Source organism: Paracholeplasma brassicae, assembly GCF_000967915.1.
GTDB classification, from domain to species: Bacteria; Bacillota_I; Bacilli_A; order Acholeplasmatales; family UBA5453; genus Paracholeplasma; species Paracholeplasma brassicae.
On record NC_022549.1, the window covers coordinates 1,766,081 to 1,786,416 of the forward strand.

21 protein-coding genes and 1 pseudogene are annotated in these 20,336 nt (G+C 34.2%); 3 read left to right on the forward strand and 19 right to left on the reverse strand.

Annotated features, from left to right (window positions below):
• Positions 1-232 precede the first annotated feature (232 nt).
• From tsaD to BN853_RS08230, 5 genes are all read right to left on the reverse strand, one after another.
• Positions 233-1,231, reverse strand: a complete 999-nt coding sequence (gene tsaD / locus BN853_RS08210; RefSeq protein ID WP_030005474.1) for a tRNA (adenosine(37)-N6)-threonylcarbamoyltransferase complex transferase subunit TsaD — start codon at positions 1,229-1,231, stop codon at positions 233-235.
• Between the two features lies 1 nt (position 1,232).
• Positions 1,233-1,661: a ribosomal protein S18-alanine N-acetyltransferase gene (gene rimI / locus BN853_RS08215; protein WP_030005475.1), complete on the reverse strand. Its 429-nt coding sequence runs from the start codon at positions 1,659-1,661 to the stop codon at positions 1,233-1,235.
• Complete coding sequence (gene tsaB, locus BN853_RS08220; RefSeq protein ID WP_030005476.1) at positions 1,658-2,245, reverse strand: tRNA (adenosine(37)-N6)-threonylcarbamoyltransferase complex dimerization subunit type 1 TsaB; 588 nt, start codon at positions 2,243-2,245, stop codon at positions 1,658-1,660. The genes rimI and tsaB overlap by 4 nt, the downstream gene beginning before the upstream one ends.
• On the reverse strand, positions 2,242-2,691 hold the full coding sequence (gene tsaE, locus BN853_RS08225) for a tRNA (adenosine(37)-N6)-threonylcarbamoyltransferase complex ATPase subunit type 1 TsaE (protein WP_030005477.1): 450 nt from the start codon (positions 2,689-2,691) through the stop codon (positions 2,242-2,244). The genes tsaB and tsaE overlap by 4 nt, the downstream gene beginning before the upstream one ends.
• 822 nt (positions 2,692-3,513) lie before the next feature.
• Positions 3,514-4,359, reverse strand: coding sequence for an IS3 family transposase (locus tag BN853_RS08230; protein ID WP_052591395.1), 846 nt, complete (start codon positions 4,357-4,359; stop codon positions 3,514-3,516).
• Between the two features lie 816 nt (positions 4,360-5,175).
• Between BN853_RS08230 and BN853_RS08235 the strand changes: the two genes are divergently transcribed.
• On the forward strand, positions 5,176-6,942 hold the full coding sequence (locus BN853_RS08235) for an ABC transporter ATP-binding protein (protein WP_030005479.1): 1,767 nt from the start codon (positions 5,176-5,178) through the stop codon (positions 6,940-6,942).
• 33 nt (positions 6,943-6,975) lie between these two features.
• Positions 6,976-7,128, forward strand: a pseudogene (locus tag BN853_RS09245) (transposase); the annotation flags it as partial.
• 198 nt (positions 7,129-7,326) lie between these two features.
• On the opposite strand, the gene BN853_RS08240 reads toward BN853_RS09245, so the two are convergent.
• The 5 genes from BN853_RS08240 to BN853_RS08260 form a co-directional block, all read right to left on the reverse strand.
• Positions 7,327-8,646: a glucose-6-phosphate isomerase gene (locus tag BN853_RS08240; RefSeq protein ID WP_030005481.1), complete on the reverse strand. Its 1,320-nt coding sequence runs from the start codon at positions 8,644-8,646 to the stop codon at positions 7,327-7,329.
• Between the two features lie 185 nt (positions 8,647-8,831).
• Complete coding sequence (locus tag BN853_RS08245; RefSeq protein WP_030005482.1) at positions 8,832-10,202, reverse strand: anti-sigma-I factor RsgI family protein; 1,371 nt, start codon at positions 10,200-10,202, stop codon at positions 8,832-8,834.
• Between the two features lie 23 nt (positions 10,203-10,225).
• The gene (locus BN853_RS08250; RefSeq protein ID WP_030005483.1) at positions 10,226-11,542 is read right to left on the reverse strand and encodes an anti-sigma-I factor RsgI family protein; all 1,317 of its coding nucleotides are present in this window, start codon (positions 11,540-11,542) and stop codon (positions 10,226-10,228) included.
• Complete coding sequence (locus BN853_RS08255; protein WP_030005484.1) at positions 11,539-12,066, reverse strand: RNA polymerase sigma factor; 528 nt, start codon at positions 12,064-12,066, stop codon at positions 11,539-11,541. Before BN853_RS08255 ends, BN853_RS08250 begins: the two co-directional genes overlap by 4 nt.
• A gap of 390 nt (positions 12,067-12,456) precedes the next feature.
• Positions 12,457-12,780, reverse strand: coding sequence for a S1 RNA-binding domain-containing protein (locus BN853_RS08260; protein ID WP_030005485.1), 324 nt, complete (start codon positions 12,778-12,780; stop codon positions 12,457-12,459).
• 114 nt (positions 12,781-12,894) lie between these two features.
• On the opposite strand from BN853_RS08260, the gene BN853_RS08265 reads away from it, so the two are divergent.
• On the forward strand, positions 12,895-13,992 hold the full coding sequence (locus BN853_RS08265) for a zinc metalloprotease (protein WP_030005486.1): 1,098 nt from the start codon (positions 12,895-12,897) through the stop codon (positions 13,990-13,992).
• Between the two features lie 97 nt (positions 13,993-14,089).
• Here BN853_RS08265 and BN853_RS08270 read toward each other — a convergent pair whose 3' ends face one another.
• The 9 genes from BN853_RS08270 to cdaA all read right to left on the reverse strand — a co-directional run bounded on the left by BN853_RS08270 (position 14,090) and on the right by cdaA (position 20,146).
• Positions 14,090-14,941, reverse strand: coding sequence for a DegV family protein (locus BN853_RS08270; RefSeq protein WP_030005487.1), 852 nt, complete (start codon positions 14,939-14,941; stop codon positions 14,090-14,092).
• Positions 14,942-14,956: 15 nt separating this feature from the next.
• Complete coding sequence (locus tag BN853_RS08275; RefSeq protein ID WP_030005488.1) at positions 14,957-15,394, reverse strand: divergent PAP2 family protein; 438 nt, start codon at positions 15,392-15,394, stop codon at positions 14,957-14,959.
• Between the two features lie 13 nt (positions 15,395-15,407).
• Positions 15,408-15,635: a NifU family protein gene (locus BN853_RS08280; RefSeq protein ID WP_030005489.1), complete on the reverse strand. Its 228-nt coding sequence runs from the start codon at positions 15,633-15,635 to the stop codon at positions 15,408-15,410.
• Between the two features lie 63 nt (positions 15,636-15,698).
• Positions 15,699-15,965, reverse strand: a complete 267-nt coding sequence (locus BN853_RS08285) for a YutD-like domain-containing protein (RefSeq protein ID WP_030005490.1) — start codon at positions 15,963-15,965, stop codon at positions 15,699-15,701.
• Positions 15,966-15,967: 2 nt separating this feature from the next.
• Positions 15,968-17,083, reverse strand: coding sequence for a 2-C-methyl-D-erythritol 2,4-cyclodiphosphate synthase (gene ispF / locus BN853_RS08290; protein ID WP_030005491.1), 1,116 nt, complete (start codon positions 17,081-17,083; stop codon positions 15,968-15,970).
• 13 nt (positions 17,084-17,096) lie between these two features.
• Entirely contained in the window at positions 17,097-17,609 is a 513-nt protein-coding gene (locus BN853_RS08295) for a 5-formyltetrahydrofolate cyclo-ligase (RefSeq protein WP_030005492.1), read from the reverse strand.
• The gene (locus BN853_RS08300) at positions 17,602-19,176 is read right to left on the reverse strand and encodes a PAS domain-containing protein (protein WP_030005493.1); all 1,575 of its coding nucleotides are present in this window, start codon (positions 19,174-19,176) and stop codon (positions 17,602-17,604) included. Before BN853_RS08300 ends, BN853_RS08295 begins: the two co-directional genes overlap by 8 nt.
• 23 nt (positions 19,177-19,199) lie before the next feature.
• Positions 19,200-19,397 carry a hypothetical protein gene (locus BN853_RS08305; RefSeq protein ID WP_030005494.1) on the reverse strand — a complete coding sequence of 66 codons (198 nt, stop codon included), beginning with the start codon at positions 19,395-19,397 and terminating at the stop codon, positions 19,200-19,202.
• Between the two features lie 11 nt (positions 19,398-19,408).
• A complete protein-coding gene (gene cdaA / locus BN853_RS08310; RefSeq protein WP_030005495.1) occupies positions 19,409-20,146 on the reverse strand; it encodes a diadenylate cyclase CdaA in 738 nt (245 codons plus the stop codon).
• Positions 20,147-20,336: the final 190 nt, after the last annotated feature.

Below are 20,336 nucleotides of genomic sequence, written 5' to 3' on the forward strand. Positions count from 1 at the left end.
AATATCGGTCCAACAACAAGAAAAATCAAGAACTCTTAAGTCCTCTGTTCTGCTCTTGGAATGCTTTCTAGTCATCAAAGTGGTCTCTTTTAATTTTAATTAATTCACAACCGTTATAAGCTGCAAGCATGATGCTTGAAAAACAACGTTGTCAGATAAAGAAAAAAACCATCGAATTACCGCTTTTTTATGCGGTTTTCTATGGTTGTAATTTAATCGTTTTCGTTAGCGCTTATTCTTCTAAATCAAGTGAAGAATGTCCCCCAAGGCGATAATCCTTTAATGCGCCTTTTTTCAAATAAGTGAAATAGGCTGCTGCCCCAATCATCGCTGCATTGTCGGTACAATACTTCAAACTTGGTATTAAAACATGCTTATCTTTAAATCGTTCGTTGACTTTATTTCTTAAGCCACGGTTTGCTGCCACACCACCAGCTAGAACAATGTGATCAACCTTAAAGTCATTCACTGCTTTTTCTAACTTAAAACTTAGTACGTCAATTACGCTTGCTTGAAAAGACGCACACAGGTCATTCACATCAATGGTTTCACCCTTACGATTGGCATGATAGATTAAGTTATTAACGGCACTCTTTAACCCAGAAAATGAAAAGTCATACCCATTAATGTCTAGGTAAGGTCTTGGTAAATGATACGTATCTTTACCAAGCACAGCACGTTCGTCTATGATTGGCCCGCCTGGGTAAGGCAATCCCATCATACGACCAACCTTATCATACGCTTCACCAACCGCATCGTCTAAGGTTTCACCTAGTAGTTGAAAACTCATATGATCTTTCATGTAAATGAGTTCCGTGTGCCCACCTGAGGCAAGAAGTGCCACCAGTGGAAATTGAATATCATTTTCAATGTTTGCCGCGTAAATATGACCAGCCAAATGATTGACTCCGATCAGTGGTTTATTGTTTGCAAACGCAAATGCTGCAGCTGCGTTAATGCCTACCAAAAGCGAACCAATCAAACCCGGACCTTCCGTCACCGAGACCGCATCAATTTCATCGATTGTCACATTTGCTTCTTTAATTGCTTCATCAAACACAATCGTCATATTTTCAACGTGGTGTCTTGAGGCAATCTCAGGAACCACACCACCATAAAGCGTATGTATATTGATTTGTGATAACACCACGTTGCTTAAGACTTCTTTACCGTCTTTTACTAGCGCAACGCTCGTTTCATCACAACTACTTTCTACCGCTAAAATTATCAATTTAATCCCTCCATAACAAGACCAGTGCGTCTTCGTCCTTGTAATAGTTCTTTCGTTTATGACTTTGATGAAAGCCAAACGACTCATAAAGCGAAATTGCCTTGTGATTTGATTCTCTAACTTCTAAGGTAATCACACCAACCCTGTGTTCTTTAAACACACCCATGGCATACGTTAGTAATTCTTTGCCAAACCCTAGACGTTGATACGCCTTTTTAACTAAGAAATTAACGACCTGTCCAACCTCATCGTTAATCCATAACCCGATATACCCTTTAATCTCATGGTTTTCTTCTAATACATAATAATAGGCAAACGGATGTTCTTTGATTTCTTTTTCGATAAAATCATAGCCTAAACTCTCGCTAAAGGCCTCTTCTTCAAGCAACACAACCGCTTTAATGTCTTTTGTTGTCATTAATCGAATCATTTTTCTAGGTTTCTTTCTGCCTCAGTAACTCGTAAATAATTAGGAATAAACCGCATCACATCAAGCACGTCGGTTGAAAATAATTGAATCACTTTAGTGTCAATTTCATAATGATATTCATCGATCATAACAGGTCTTGCTTGATATGTTTTTGCAAGTTCTCTCATCTCTTCTAAACTTCTTAACCTATCGTCTAAGAGACAACGTTCTTTAGAATAAATCCCGCCAAATACATTACCGTTTCGAGCATCAATCATTGGCGCAACCACACCTTCATAGCCACTTGTCAGAAATAGAAGGCTTGAAACTTCTTTTATTTTTATTTTTTTAGTGTATCCTAGCATTTTAGCAACCATCACAGAAATTCGAATACCTGTGTAACTGCCTGGCCCACTGCCCACAACGAGCTCATCGATTTGATCAAGCGTCATGTGTCTTCTCTCAAGTACTTGAGCGATACGATCGACAATGTGTTTTGCATGATCCTTCTTGCCAATGCGAACCGAATAATCAATCATTCGTCCATCTTTGGCAAGAGCAACAATTAAAACCCCGGTTGACGAATCAAACATTAATTGATTCATAGGTACTTCACCACACCCTCATATATTAAGCCTTTGGCCTCAAAGCTAAACTTACGCTCATTCTCACCTAAGGTCTCTATCTTTATTAGTAAATAAGACGATGGCAATAAAGACTTTAATTTAAACGGCCATTCAATCACAGAAACCCCATCGGAATTGATGTAGTCTTCTAAATCAAAATCAGACCCTTCATCATCTAAACGATATAGGTCGATATGGTATAACTTATTCTCATCATGGACGTAACGCTTTAAGATTGTAAAGGTTGGCGAATTGATCGTACGCGAAATACCAAGCGCCTTACCAATGCCTTTGGTAAACGTCGTTTTCCCCGCTGCCAAATCCCCTTCTAATAATAGCACCATGCCTTTTTGTAGTAACAACCCCACTTGAAACCCTAAATGTTCGGTTTCTTTTGAGTTGTATGTGTATTTTTCTCTTATCATATCATCACCTCATCTATTTTAACATTTTTGACAAAAATGTATAATAGTTCGCTTGTGTTTTTTCGCTAATAACTTAGATAGTATACTACAATCATCGCCTTTTTTAAAGTAGAAAACACCTGTATAATACGTTTTAATCTAATCATTGTGAATAATCAACCAGGGACTGAATTTTTGAGAACAAACTCTCACGATTTAATCTAATCCAAAGATTGATAAAGCATTGACAAATATGATAGGAATTAACCATTGGTGCCAAGCATAATAATTATTGAGATTTGATTTCAAGTGATTAAACCTCTATTAATTTTGCTGTTTTGGATAAATAATAAAATTAGACTGATGTTTCGTGCATAAATTAGTCTTACTTTGAATACCTTTTTATACGAAATAATATATGGCCTGTTAATTAAATCTGAAAATACTAACTTGATGTGTTCGACTACCATTTTTATACATATTAAATCCTGATATTTATTGTAGCTTCTCTAATTTTATAGTAACTATTGATTAGTTTATTCTAAACTATTTATAAAATTATAAAATTTCATATAAAATCGTGTTCAGAATATAAATCATCTTCAAAAACATTATTAATACTTGCATTACGTTCACAAAATCAATTAAATTACATGTCAATTTTTTATTTTTTAAAGAAAAACATAATTTATATATTTATATTGAATAATGTGTTTACAATTTATATTTTGTATGATATATTTTAATAGAATGATGTAAGCATTTTCTCGTGGAGATGAATTTAAATTTCGTGCAACTCAATTTATAAGTGTTGAAACGGCAATTGTTTTTTAGAAAAAAAATTTAAATAGACATCGCATTTCTATATTCAACGGGTGATAAATACCCTAAACTGCCATGAATCCTTTTATTGTTAAACCAGTAAACATATTCAAATAGTTCTGTTTCTAATTGTTCAAATGAATCGAATCTTTTCCTACCAAACTCGATTTTAAATGATTTAAACGTTGATTCAGCTACTGCATTGTCATAAGGATTGCCTGGACGAGATAATGATCTTATAATCTCGAATACACTTAGTATCTCGTCAATGATCTGATTATCAAATTCTTTTCCTCGATCGGTATGGAATATATTGATATTCTTTATGGGAATACTTAGACTATAAAATGCTTTTTGAACTAGATTTGCATCCTTATGTTTTACATAGCTATAACCGATGATTTCACGATTGAATAAGTCAATTAGTATACAAATATAATTCCACTTACCAGCCACGTTAACGTAGGTTAAATCACTGACAACGACTTCATGTTTTTCGTAGTTGTCAAATGATCTGGATACGATACTTTCAATTTTTTGTTCATTAGTTGAAGATTTGGTTGGCTTATACCTAAAGACTATATAACAGCTTACTAACCCGTTTCTTTCCATAATCTTTCGTATTTTCTTCCGAGACATTATGATATTTTTCTTAGATAATTCAAACTTGATTTTTCTAGAACCATAACGGTTTGTTGATTCTTCAAATATTTGAATGATTTCTTTATCTTCTATTGTCTCTACCTCTGTTTGGATTCGGTTAATCTCATAGTAATAATTTGATCTTGGTACACCTAAAAGAAGGCACATTTTTGTGATTGAATACTTATGGGTATTGCGGCTTATGAGTTGGATTAACACCCACATTCAGCGCTGCTTGATTTAAAATATCATTTTCCATCTTAAAGCTCTGCCATGCGTTTCTTAAGTGCTTTTAGCTCTCTTTGTCATCGGTTAAATTATCATTGGTCTCAAATGAACCTGTAGTGTTTGAGTCTTTAATCCACTTATGAATCGTTGTTCTTGTCACATGATAATCTCTTCTAGTGTTTGTTTAATTTTAACATGTCTATTCTAAAACTGTCCAACTAAGTATAACCTATCTATACTAAGTCAGTAAATATAGTGTTGTTAAACGTTTTTTTTGTCCTATAGTCAGTAATTTGGTTAACTATTAATGATCGAACGATGATATCCAATTCATAAATGCTTATCCTTTATGCAACCTAAGTGCACTGAATGCCCTTAAATTACTCAATATTTCACAATAGAAGATATTTTTTAAGATTAATATCGCTATATTTCTAAGTTCATATAATTATTCAAAATGGAAAGGAGGGAGAATATATGAACAATTTTAACATTGTGTCACCAAAAGAATTTGTAAACTTTTATCCTGTATGTGATTGCACAATAAATGCATTCCCTGGATGTGGTGGGACGACAAATGTAGGCTGTATTTAGAAGTATTATAAATTAGTATTATTAAATAAAGGAGGTGAAAGTATGCAAAATTTTTCTGGATTGATGCGACCAATGGGAATAAATATAGTACCAAAATGCTCTTGTGAGATAAACGTTTTAAAATGTTTATGTACATATAGCTAGGAAATCATAAAAATTATCCACAATACTATATAAATATTGTGGATAATTTTCTAATAACAAATAGGAGGTAAAATAGTGAGAACAATTAAAAATTTCTTGTTCGTTTTAAAGGAAATATATGTATTACAAAAATCATATTTGGTTGTTAATTTTTTTTACGTGGTTTTTGCTTCCATGAAGCCTATTAGTTCAGCCTTAGTAATAAAAATTGTAATAGATGGGTTAATTGAAGATGTTGAGTTAAGGGAAAATTTAAATGTAATTTTACTTTATCTCCTATTGATTTCTTCAATAGAGATACTACAAACAATACTAGGAAAATACTTAAACGAGATTTTATCCACAAAATTAAAGGATAAGTTAAAGTTAAAATTTTGTGACAAAGTCAAACATATTGACAACTCAGCTTATGAAAACCCCGAGTATTACAATGTAATGACTAGAACTATGGCAAATGGGGATTCTAGATATATCGCTGTATCGGATACATTCTTTAATTTTTTCGGAAGTATTTTGGTGATTACTGGGTTAACCTCACTAATCATAGTATTAAATATAACGTTAATATATTCTGTACTGATTTTTGTAGTCCTTAAAATAATAATCTCCTCATTAATAAAGAAGTTAACATTTGATGAGTATATCAGCTTGACAAGAAGTAATCGATACATTGACTATTTTACTAGATTATTTAGATTACCGACTTTCATTAATGAAATCAAGTTATTTCCTTTAGAGGACGTTATTAGACAAAAACATATAGATGAAAGTAACCAACGATTATTAATGAAGATGAAATTTAAAGGTAAACAAAATATATATAATGTATTAAATAATGTTATAGATGTATCTTTTATGGGATTCGTTATTATTTTCTTAGTTATTGAAATCGGTAACAATAGAAGTAGTGTCGGTGATTTTGCAGCATTAATGAACTCAACGCAACAATTAGGGATGTCATTAGTGTCTTTTCTATTAATTATACCAAACTTAAAGGAACACAATAGGTATATTAATGATATGAAAAGCTTCTTAGAGTATAAAGGTGAAATAGAAACTAATAACGGCGAAAATTTAACGACAATTGACAAAATTGAATTTAAAGATGTATCTTTTTGCTATCCAAATACTCAATCAAATTCACTAAATAATATCAATATTACTATCCATAAGGGTAGTAAAATTGCACTTGTTGGTCATAATGGGGCGGGAAAATCCACTTTAATCAAATTGATTTTAAGATTTTTTGATCCAGTAACTGGTGTTATACTAATAAATGATAAAAATTTAAAATTATATAATGCAAATAGTTACCGTAATCACTTTGGGGTTATTTTCCAAAACTATCAAGTTTATTCATTATCAATAGAAGAAAATATATTATTAAGAACTATTAATAGCGACGAAAGAATCGACGTTTTATGGGAATCATTAAACTTAGTAGAGTTAGCAGACAAAGTAAACAGTTTACCTTTGAAGGAAAAAACTATTTTATCAAAAGAATTTAGTGAACAAGGCACTATTTTATCTGGTGGGGAACAACAAAAAGTTGCAATTGCTAGACTTTATTCAATCAATAAAGATGTTGTGATCTTAGATGAAGCATCGAGCGCTCTGGATCCATATACAGAACATAAGATTAATAATATGCTTTTAGATAGTTTTAAAGATAAAACCGTAATTATTATATCTCATAGATTGTCAATCACAAAAAACGTTGACAAGATATTTATGATAGAAAACGGTAATATTATCGAGCAAGGTAATCATAAAGAGTTGATAAAAATGTCAGGAGGTAAGTATGCTGAAATGTATAACTTACAAGCTAATAATTATAAGTAAATAATACTTTAGAATGAAAATCTATTAGAAAAATATGATAAAAGGCGTTTATCGAATGGCCCGATAGAAAATATGAACTCTCAAATAAAGACGATTATTAAAACATCAAATGGCTATAAAGATTTCAGAAGATTAAGAAATCGAATCTTATACAGTTTAAACAAAGATACGCCTATCAAAGGGTAAGGATATTGTGTGTGGACACATAAAAAAACACAGAAATCTAATGATTTTCTGTGTTTTTTTTATTCACAACCTAGATTTGACAGGTCGAAAACCCCAATCACAACCTAGATTTTATAAAGTCTTTTAATCCTCATTTCGTTACAGATCCTTATATTGTTCTATTTTCTTTATTATCCAATAAGAAAACAATTGTTTGAACTATTTTTCTTCTAGTTTATTTAACAAGGTTTCTTTTAACTCTTCAAACCCTTTTTTACCCAGTAGTGCAAACATGTTCTTCTTATAGGCTTCAACCCCTGGTTGGTCAAATGGATTAACATCAAGTAGGTAAGCGGACATAGCCACGGCTTTCATAAAGAAATAAACCGTGTAGCCAAAGTAATAAGGATTAATGGTAGGCACTTCTAAGATGATGTTTGGTGCACCGCCATCCACGTGGGCAAGTAGCGTCCCTAAGAATGCTTTATCATTCACGTGCTGAATGGATTTACCCGCTAAATAATTTAGACCGTCTAAGTCGTTTGGATCACTTGGGATTTGTTGGTCTTTCTCGGTTTTTCCAATTTTTATCACCGTTTCAAATAGGTTACGTTCACCTTCTTGAATGAGTTGTCCAATTGAGTGAAGATCGGTTGAGAAATTAGCGCTTGCTGCAAATAGTGCCTTATTCTCTTTACCCTCAGATTCAGCAAACAATTGTTTCCACCATTCGGATAAGAAACTTAAGCTTGGTTCATAGTTCACCAAAATTTCAATCTTTTTACCACTCTTGTAAAGACGGTATCTTAATTTCGCGTATTTGTACGCTTCATTATCAAGCGATAGCATGTGATTGTAAGCATCTAGTGCCCCTTGCATCATTTGATCGATATCTACACCACTAGCTGCGATTGGTAATAGACCAACAGCCGTAAGCACTGAGAATCTACCGCCAATGTCGTCTGAAATAACAAAAGATTCGTAGCCTTCTTCTGTGGTTAGGCTTCTAAGTGCCCCACGAGATTGATCGGTTGTCACAAAAATACGTTCTTTAGAAGCCACTTTACCATAGCGTGATTCTAGGTAGTTCTTCATAATTCGAAACGCAATTGCTGGTTCAGTCGTTGTGCCTGATTTTGAAATCACATTGATCGAAAACTCTTTGTCTTCTAAATATGAAAGCAGTTCATTCGTGTATTGTGCGGATAATTGATGGCCGACAAAAATAACCTCAACATCGCCTTTTTTCTTAAACGGTGAATTCAACATTTCAAGTGCTGCCTTAGCACCTAAGTATGAGCCACCAATCCCAACCACCACTAAAACTTGTGATTGGTTTCTAATTTTTTGTGCTGCCTTTTTGATTCTTGAGAACTCTTCTTTATCGTAGGTTTTAGGCAAATCTAACCAGCCTAAAAAGTCATTACCTTTGCCTGTTTTTTCATGAATTTGTTTGTGAATTTTAGCCACACGTTCATTGAGTGATTGCTCATCACCTGTCAAAAAAGGTAACGCGTATTTATCATTTACTTTAATCATTGTTCCACATCCTTTTCATTTATTTATTATATCACTTAATCCGCATTATCAAAACCGTTTATTGTTTGAACCGTTTACAATCGATCAAGATATCAAAAAAGTAGTGTGATGTCAAAAACATCTCACTACTTTATAAATACTGATTTCTGCCCTGTCTTTGACTTAAGACACGGTCTAATTATGTTTTAGTTACTCCCATGTTGTTTACGCATCTCAACTTCGATATTAATTCGAACTGAAACACTATTTTTTAATTCAAATATCGTTTCTTTTGTTTGTTGTATTTGTGTTAAGAGTTGATTTCTAATGGTGTTCATTTGCTCTTCTAAGCTCCATTCAAAAAGTGCTTCAAAGCCTTCAATCGATAACCCATAGGATTTAAAGATTTCATTATGTGTCTCATAAATTGCTTTATACTCTAATGCCATTTCTTTTGACGTTAATAGTTTTACCTCAAAATTCACATAGATGTAGTAATCAAGGTAGGCTTCATAATTCGTCTCTATGAGTTCATAAACACGTTCGTTGAGTTGATCAAGAATTTCAGTTCTAAGGACTAACTTCGCTTTTAATTCAGTGATAACCTGTGCTTTTTTCTCTTGATGATAAGAATCAAACAATGCTTTTATCTCTAAATCAATTGCGTTTAGCGCATCCGTCTTCTCTATGATTACCGTATCAAGTAAAATCATTTGATTAATTTCTGTTTCAGCGGTAATGCTAGAAGTCGTATCGATTAGACGCAAATCGTTTTGATAGTCTTTATATAAATCAACCAAAGCGGTCTTTGTCAGACTGGTTTCTTTTAAGTAATCGTCATAAAACGTGGGTTCTAATAATAGCTTTGACTGAGCAAGTGCAGCAATCAAATTCACTTTTGCTAATCTAAAGGTCATGTAGCGTCTTGCGATGACAGCTTGATACATGTTTTGATAGTTCTTTGGTAATCCATCACTTAACTGCGTTTGATGAGTACTTAAGCGAGACATAATCTCATTGACGCTCATTGCTTTTGCTTCTTCATAAGTTAATTCAATTTCAAATGCCATTAACGCCTCAATAAGTCTTAGTTTCCCAATGGATACTTGAAGTTGAACACTTCTATTTATCTCAAACGCATTTGGTTCTTGGTGATCTTTTGAAAGTTCAATAGCCGCTTGGTGTTCATTTTCATACGATTGTATTTTTTTCTCAATTTTAGCTTCAACCCTATTTTTGATTGATTCATCTTCAGCTAAAGTAGTGATTAAAACGTGTTTTTCATCGCCTTTAAAATACCCTTGTTGTTCAGCCTCATCAATCAACGTAACGACTGCTAAATCAATAGACATCCCAACCACTGTCTTTTCGTTCATAGCGACAAGTGCGTCTTCATTGGTTTTATAAAAACCCGTTACTTTACCTTCGCTATTAACCATAAGTTCATAAGATGGGTTAATGTCTACTGCAACATAACTCTCGTAGTTGGTGTCTTCGCTTGTTTGACAAGCCGATAAAAGCGTCAAACCAACAGACACAATTAAAGCAAGTGTTGCTATCATAAAATACTTTTTCATACTTATGTTACCTCCTTTAAAACTCAATCTTCCATCAAATCTTCATAGAAATCCATGACTGATTCGTAATAGTCGCTCTCTAATATGTCTTCTGAGACAAGTTCAGAGTCAATATAACTTTGTATCTCACTGTGGATTGATTGAACTAAGCTTCGATGAATGAACGACCCTGTTTTTTCATAAACCCTTAAATGATTTTCTAATCGGTTTAATAAAATATAGAATGCTCGATCATTTTTTGAAGTCGTTTGAGCAGGTCTAAATCCCGCCTTGACTTGATCAACAAACGATTCATTATAGTTTGATTTAATCGTAAGTTCTCCCTCATAATTGAGGTTTTTCCACGAATCAATGCTTGATTTAATATCCATATCAAATCCGTTATCGAGTTCATCTATTCGCTCTTCTAGGTAGTCCTCTAAATCATCCTCTAGCGTTTCAATGATTATTTCTAACATCTCTTTTGATTCTACTATCTCTAGTGATGGAAAAAGACTTCTTAGTTTTTCATAGTTTTCTAAGGCTTCATCAAAATCTTCATCAATGGATTTTTCAAGTGCTTTTAAGTACGTTTTTACGTCCTTCTCTATTGTTTCAATAGATTCAATCAATTGTTCTTTTTCGATTTCTTGTTCATCTTTAAACTGATCAATCATTTCTTTAACTAGCCTCATCTTATCTTGATCAAGTGCACTTAACATCTTCGTTAGATTACTAACCGATTCTTTTGAAAGTTGATCAAAGCTCAAGTTAGGTTGTCTTTCAAGTAAACGTTCAATGAGCACAAGTTTTCCTGTAGAGATTTGTTCGATATTACTTGGTTTCTCATTAACAGTCACTTTGGGATTATTTAAAAATCGTTCAATGAGTTCTTGTCGTAGGTTTGTCTCAATTGTTTGATTGTCATTAATGACATTGATGGTCACTTGTTTGTCAACCAAATAACCATAGACTTTCGCTTCTTCAATTATTTTATTTACTTCAATGTCGTATGGTGAATTTAGTGTCAATTGAATGCCTGATAATAAGACAACGGCATCTTCATTTAATGGGGTATAGGCAACCAATAACCCGTCGTTATCAACTTCAAATTCAATGGATGGGTTAATGTCGATTAATAAATAACTATTATAATAATTAACAGGTTCATCTGGTCTTGATTGGAGAATGCCAATCACCCCAAGAACAATTAATACCCCCATGAGTGCGAGCTTATAAGAAAATGAGAATCGCCTTTTAGTGATGGGTTCTTGTATGCAAGAAAGAACGCGGTTTTTGGTATCTCTAACGAAATACGCTTTTTCAGCTTTTAACATCTTCTTTAATTTTCTGTTGTTCATTGATTGGCACCTCCTTCCAAGTAACCCCTTAATTTTGTTAAGGCTTCGTTTAGTTTAAATGTGACGCCTGAGGTCGATAAATTGAAAATTTCAGCCACTTCTCTTCTGGTTTTATTTTCAACGACACAGTACATCACAATGAGGAATGATTGCTCATCTAATACCTCATGTGCAAGATTAATCAGCGGTGTTTGTTCAACTTCCTCTGCCTGAATAAAACTGATCTTGTTGTCTTCAATGATCACTTCTCTTTGTCTTTTTTTGATTAAATTCAGTGCTTCATTTCGAGCGATCATTAAAATCCAGGCCTTTGGGGACTGTTGGTCTTGATACGAATCAATTCGATTCACTACCTTCATATAGACGTCTTGCATCAAGTCTTCGGTTAAATTGTGATCGTGACAGATCTGATACACTTGATAATATACCAAACGATTGGTTTGGTCATAGATAACCTCAATGGCGTCTTTGTTTCCCTTTTTAAGGCTGTTCATCGCTTTTGATAATTTTTGATTATCAAACATTAAACATCACCTAGCTTTTCTTTCTTGCACCTATATAACAATTGAAGGTGCCTGTTTGAACAGTAAAATTAGAATTTTATTACTTACCTATATTATACGCGTGAACGAAGATAATAAAAATAAGACTTGCTTAAACACATACTTAAATATAATTTTTTCACCTCTAATTGTTTTTATTCACGCACATGTAGTATTTGCAAGTTCAATACATAATATTGTCTGCTTAAGTTTTTGTCATCTAAATGCTTTACGCTAAGAAATAGTTTATTGTTTCTATATTGACTTATACAAAAAAAATCACCCAAAGATTTCATAAGAAATCCATGGATGATTGATTGGTTAATGCCCTTATTTCGCGATTTACTTTTATACTTATTTTGAGTAAAAGTGCTACTTAGTGTATTTCTTAGAAATCCAACCAGGCATTGCCGCTTTAAGTGAGTCAAAGCCGATTTCAGGCTTCGCTACGATGATGCGCTTGGCTCTTTGGCATTTCTTATAAGACAACTTTAGCTGATTGGTTTCTTCGTCACACTCAATAATTTGAGCTTTGATGATGTCACCCACACAAGCAAACGTTTGAATGTCTCTAACGTATTTATCCGAAATCTCTGATATGTGAATCAACCCGCTGCACTCGCCAACTTTGACAAACACACCATAAGGGACAACTCCGGTTACTTCACAATCGACGATTTGTCCTTTTTTATGCATAAAACCACCTCATTAATAGTATTATATCAAATTTCCTTTCATCTGCCCAATAAATAGACAAATCCGTTATTCTGTGTTATTCTATCATTAATAAATTAATCGAGGTAAATCGTTATGAAAAAATTATTAAAACTTTTTTTTGTCTATCTTCTCTTGTTAGTCTTTGGGTTTTTAATCGGTTTTGGTTTTGCTAGGCTTAATCTGCCTGTAAAGAACCCTTTTGCATTGTCTGGCTTTTTGATGATGCTATTGTGGTTCTTACCCGCATTATTCCTTACCGTTTTCTTCCACGAACTTGGTCACTTGATCCTTGGTCTACTCACTGGTTATGAGTTTGTTAGTTTTCGTGTGCTTAACCGTTTGATAAAAAAAGAAGATGACAGGCTAGTTATTAAAAAATTCAGTTTGAAAGGTACACTTGGACAATGTTTACTATTGCCCACCGAAAAGTCACTTAATCATCCTTTTTGGTATAATTTTGGTGGTGTTTTCTTCAATCTAATCATCTTTTTTTCTTTGATTCCACTGTTATTTTTTGTAAAAAGCAATCTCTTATTTCTACCACTACTATTTACGATTGTTCTTAATTTGCTTTTTGCCTATATCAACTGGGCAAAGACACCAGGTCTTACGAACGATGGCAATAACTATCGTGAACTAAAAAAGCATCCAACATCTAAAGCGTCTTACTACCAACTGCTTAGGATCAACCATTTGTTATCAAATGGCGATGATCTTAGAAACGTTGAATTTACTATTGCTGAAGATAGTCTTGATTTATCAAAGAACATACAAGTGAACTACGCCATGTTTTTGGTTTTATATTATCACCTGACCTTTCAAATGGATAAAGCAAAAACGCTCGTTGACTCGATTGAAACGAACTACCCTCACAAGCAATCCATTCTTGGTAGCATGTGGTTAGCTAACAAGCATTTTCAAGATTATTACTTTGAAGTGGCCGAAAAAACAGAAGACAAACGACTTAAACTCATTTTTTCTGATAAAAACACCGATCCCGGCATCGCATTATTTCATTTTTACATCACCTATTTGAATACTGGGCAATACCCAACGGATTTGGATGAACTTTTTCAAAAGAACTTGAAAAATTCACCAAATAAGGGTGTCATTGAGCCATACTTAGCATTCAAATCATTCTTGATTGATGACGTGATAAAGAAACAAGAATCAATAGAACAATCAATATAGATTGCATGATGCCCTAATAATAAAATGAAAAAACAGTTACTAATATAGTGAACTGTTTTTTTTAGTTTTGAAGGATTTTGTTTCTATGTTTTGATGATTACTCGTTGGTCAAGTAAATACCTAAACCAGCACTTCCCACATGAACCGCGACAACCGCACTGATTTTTCCACTAAAGCTGACTTTAACGTCCTCAAACTTAGCTTTAATTTCTTTTTCTAGTTGGAGTCCTAAATCACTTGTGGTGGTGTAGGCGATCTTAACGATTGTTTTTGCTTTTTCTTGTAACTTACCGACTTCTTGAACTAAGTACTTGATCACGTTGTCGCTACTTCTAACTTTGTGTTCAACCTCAAGTTTACCCTGATCAAATCGTAAAATCGGTTTGATTTTTAATAAATTACCGATCATGCCTGAAAGTTTCGATAAACGTCCACTTTTGACTAAAATTCCAAGATCATCGACGGTAAATATCACAGAGCCTTGTGCCATCTTTTGTTCTAATTTTTCTAAGATAACGTTAAGCTCTGTTTCTTGACTTCTTAGTTTTACTAACGACTCTGCAATGTACTCTGAACCACAAATTGCGGTTCTTGTATCAATCACGGTCACACGATTTGGATCATCAAGCATTGATTTCGCTAGGTTGGCGCTGTTGTTTGTCCCACTAAGCGAAGCAGAAATCGTTAAACAAATCACATGTTCGTACCCCTCATTTAGCAATTTATCAAATGCATCTTTAAACCTTGCCGGGGTTGGTTGTGTTGTCGTCACTTTTTTGTTATGGCTCATTGCCTCATAGATTGTTTCATTTGAGACCTCGCCATCTTTAAAGACCTGGTTGTCGACAATAATATCAAGATAAACCACCTCGATGGCTTCTTTTTCTTGAAAGTCCTTGTCTAATTTAAATGTGGAATCCACAACGATTCCGATTTTCTTATTATTCATTTTTTCTTTACCTCCTTATACGTAAAAATTGAATAAGGATATGACTATACCGAGGATAACCCCAGCTAGTACTTCAATCGGTAGATGGCCAAGTGGTTCTTTTAACGGTCTACCCTCATTAATTTCATCGGTTGGTAATTCTATTTTTTCTGCTATTTTATTAAGTAGGATGGCGTGTTTAGATGCTTCTAAACGGATGCCCATTGAATCATGAATGACCACAAGCGATAAAACAAGTGCAATCGCAAAATAGAGATTAACCCCTTCGTATAGGTATATGCTAAAACTCATCGCTGAGACAAGCGCACTGTGAGAAGAAGGCATCCCTCCGGTTGACACTAATGCTTTTGTGTAAATGCTTCGATTCTTAAAACTGCTGATGACAAATTTAAGCAGTTGAGCTAACGTCATCGCAAAAAGAGAATCAAAGATGATTTGGTTTGCATGATTCATAAAATACTCCTTATTATACGTTAATTACTGCGATAACGCCTGGCACATTTTCAAGTAACATGGTTTCAATACCCTGTCTTAAAGTCACGTCAATTAAGCCACAACCATCACAAGCGCCTAACATTTTTACATAGACAATCCCATCTTCAACTGATACGATTTCAATGTCCCCACCGTCACGGTGTAGGTATGGTCTAACTCTATCGATTAATTCATGAACTAATTTCGTTGTTTCATCCATAGAAATCCCCTCCTTCTTTCGATATAAGTATACTTGATACGTCAAATATTATCAATCATATTACTATTTGATGCGTTTTAGTATGAAATAACCACACGCGAAATTACACGTTTCGTTGATGTAATCTGGAATGGTTTTTAGGTTTCTTTTTTCTTTGGTATTATCAAAAAAACCTTTGATTCGAAGTAGGTCTGAGGCCACATCACCAACGATGTAGTCGTATTTATCAAACGTTTCTGGTACATAGCGTTCTTGAAATTTCACAATATCAAACGCGTCTTTGGTTTGATCGATTAACGTAAAATTACCAAATTGGGTTTCAATGATCATAATTATCCCTTCTTTATAAGCACCGTCGCAGAAGCGGCAATGGCTCTTTCTTCGCCGATGGCGTCTAATTTTTCATTGGTTGCTGCTTTAATATTGACGTTACTTAACTCCGTTTCTAAGAGTCTTGCAACGCTTTGCTTGATGTCATCAATGTGCGGTGCTAGTTTGGGTTTTTCTAAAAAAACCGTCGCGTCTAGATTTGAAATTTGATAGCCTGTTTGCTTCATTTTATCAACGACAAACCCAACAATCACTTTTGAATCTAAGTCCTTATTATTTGGATCCGTATCAGGGTAAATCGTGCCTAAATCACCAAGCCCCAACGCGCCTAAGATGGCTTCGGCTACCGCATGCAATAAGACATCGGCATCGCTATGACCCATCAATCCTTTATCCGCTTTGATTTCTAAGCCACCTAAGATTAATTTTCGATTGCTATCTGTTTGATGAATGTCGTAACTGTGTCCGATTTTATACATAACACCATTTCCTTTTTTATCTAAGTTCAACAAATCTTGTTTGGTTGTGATTTTATGGTTGTCATAACCATGAAAAATCAGCCCAACCTCGTCTTTATAACACGCCTGATAAAGTGATATATCATCCGTAAATAAGCCTTGTTGTTTGACATAAGCAAGCTTGATTTTATCGGTCTTAAATCCTTGTGGGGTTTCGGCCTCAAACAGCTTGTTTCTTTCTAAGACATGTAGTCCATCGTCTTGTTTTTCATAAATCGTGTTGATTACCGATTTGGCTAACATCACGGCATCATATTCAAGTAGTTGGTCTTCAATCTGAATGACCATGTCTTCATTAATAAATGGTCTTGCCCCATCGTGAATCAACACATTTGGGTTGGTTACTAACTTCAAACCCGATAAAACGGATTCGCCTCTGGTATTACCACCATAAGTAATCTTAACTTCTTTTGGTAATGCCTCTTTCATAAAGGCTTCATCGTTTGGATTGATGACCACGATTACCTCGTGGCTTCGTTTTAAGAAAACATCAACGGAATGTAAAAAGATTGGTTTTCCGTTAAATAAATGCGTTACTTTATTATACCCAAGTTCGCTTCTTGACCCCAAACCTGCGCATAACACAATACTACTGTACATAATTTATCCTCCATTATAAGATTTCATCAAGAGCGATGTCGTGTGATTCTTCATACCCTTGTTGAAATTTTGCAAAAGGCATCGTTACCCCAATCGTATACCCTTTATTTCGTTTTAAATACTGATCATAATAGCCCCTACCATAACCAATACGGTAACACCCCGTGGTTGCAACACACGGGATTAAGTAGAGGTCTAAGTCGTTCGACTTAGGTAAGGTCAACTTCGGTTCAAATAATTGAAATACTGTTTTCTCTAGGTCATTTAAATCGTTGACTAAAAAATACGATATTTGATTGTCAACTACCCTTGGAAAATAAAACCGCTTGTCTTTATGTCTTGTCATTAATCTGAGCAAATTTGGCTCTTGATTGATTGGATAGTAAAGACCAATCCTTGTGGCCTTAGTAAACCTTGGGTGTGATTCAATGCGTTCTAATAACTCGTTTGTTAGGACCTCAAGTTCAGTATGATCCAAGCTTTTTCGTTTTAAAAGCATATCTCTTCTAATTGATTCTTTAGTCATGAATGTCCATGTAGTAACAACTATTCTTGTTGTAATTCGGATTTTTTGCAACATTCAATGCTTCTAAGGCGCAACCAACCATCTCTTTAGATGTCTTTGCGTCTTTGTATGAGGCAGAAACCCCAAGCATCACTTCAAGCTCGGTTTTAATTGAACCATAGTTCATTGTCAAATTTAAAAACGTGTTATTCGAATTGACCCCTTGTCTTAATATTTCCATTTTTCTTGGGTCGATTAACGTTACTGCAAATACCAACCCTGAAATTCGAAAGATTGATGAAGATTCACTCATGAATGTTTGACGCATCTTTTTTAAATACTCACCCATTAACATATTACCAACCACACGCCCTGCCTCTTTATTAATTTGAGGTATGTTCGAAAGTTCAAAAAGCGCCAGCTGAAAGTGTTTCTTTTTTTCAATTAAGCCGTCTAAATGTACATAGAGTTCACTCTCACCAAGTAACTGATCCATTTCCTCAACGCCTGTTTTTTGATAACTTGATTGCGTTAAGACACTGAGACTACCTAAAATGATATTAGAGGTTTTATCCTCAAAAATTCGTTTACCGGTTTCTTTAATCCAAATGTACCTGTTTTGATATAAGAAACGATACGTCATTTTATAGGTTTGTTTTCGCTGTGTTAAGCTACTTAAAACAGCCAAATACGCATTTAAATCATCCTCATGGATGTATTTATGATAATCCGTGATATCGATGGTTTGGTCTTGTAGCCCTGTCATTTGAACAAATCGTTGGCTTCCCCAAAGGTAGCGTTGATCCAAATCAATGTAGAATAGCCCATCCTCAACCAGTTCAAGTGTCGCAATGTATTTTAACCTTAAACTTTCAAGTTCATCTTGTTTTTCTTTAAGTGTTTTCTCAACACTCAACAAGTCAAAGTCGCTACGGATTTCACCGATGCTAATTCGTCCTTTGTATTTCCCAAAAATGAATACCGGTTGTTCGACCGTATGAAGCATAACCGTCTTGCCGTTATAATTTTGAAACAGAATTTCATTCTCGTCTTTTTGATCCGAGCGTACGTTTTTTTCGTATTCATCGTAATACGTCTCAAGTGCCCGGTTGTTTGTATCGACACCGTTAAACGAGGTGATTCTGATGCTTCGGTTAAAAACATCAAAAAGTGGCTTACCGATGACTTGGTCTTTTGTAAAACCCAACTCCATACATAACCCATCAGACATCTCTTTAATTCTTGATTTTTTATCAACTACGTAATACGCATTCCATTTGGTCTTTTTAATTGACTTAATGAACAATTGGTAGTGATTCTTAGAAAAAATTCCTTTATAGAAAGAAATCATTGAAATGATCAAGAATATGCCTAAATTGATGTAGGCCACAATCGGATAAATATCGTTAAGTGATACGATTTGATTGATTTGTTCATAGAAAATGCCCAAACCAACAAACAAAATCACATTAAGACTTAATATGATGAAAAACACTTTATAATTTTTTTCATCCATGATCGCCACTAAAAGTAAAAACAACAATCCCAGTAGTGAAACAATCATCGGGTAAATCAATTCAATACCCATAGACTCACGCCCTTCTTTTTAAACTAACCAATCGAAATGACTTTATTTAGATAGTAAACCGCAACCAATACCATAGCAGTCACAAAAAACGACAACAGTACTTTAAACCAAGGATTCTTATTAGAAAAATTAACTATTTTTTCGGATAAATCAGCATTGCCTGCTTTTTTCACTGGGTTCATTAATAATGCCCCCAAATTGATAATGACTTTTCTTAACATACTTGGCCTCCTTATTTCATAAACATATTTAAATACTCATAAATCTTCTCACGGTCATTTATCTTCAACATAATACCTTCCATTACAATTGAAATGGTCCCTGTTTCTTCTGAAACCACAATCGTAAATGAGTCCGTAACCTCAGAGATACCAAGTGCAGCTCGGTGTCTTGAACCCATCGTCTTATCGTATTTGGTTGATTCGGATAATACGTAATAAGCCCCAGCACATCTGATGGAATCACCTCGAATAATAACCGCACCGTCATGCAGTGGTGTGAGTGGTGTAAATATATTAATGAGTAACTCTTTGGAAACTAACGAGTTCATGATAATCGCACGATCCGCGTACTGATCAAGCGAATTGTGTTTTTCAATTGTAATCAGTGCCCCAATTTTTTGGCTCGACAAATACATAACCGCTTCAACGATGTGGTTTTTTGTCTCTTGAGAACCCAAGACCGCCATATCTTTTTTATTATCAAGTAACCATGCCGTTTCAAAACTGCGTCTAATGTCTGGTGCTAAAATGACAATTAGCGCCAGTGGTAACCACGTTTCTACATAGGTCAATATCTCATAACTCGCCTCAAGTTTAAAGTGTTTGGCAAAGAATGTAATCAAATAAATAAAAACAACGGATAAGAAGATTTTAAAAACCCGCTTACTACCGATAAAAAAGCTAATTAAAAAATAAACGACAATCCACACGATATACCCATCGAGTAGAATTTTTACCCATTCGGTCATACGCCCACATCCTTTTAAAATATTATAACATAGTTATTTGTGAATATCGCCACAAACTAATTGAAATCAACTGACTTATGCTTACATAAAACCAAAACGTTTTATAAGCATCAAGCTTAAAAAATAAAAAATTAGCAAAGCGAATTGATTGACTAATTGCTAAAAATTCGCTTATGAATTGAAATACTCA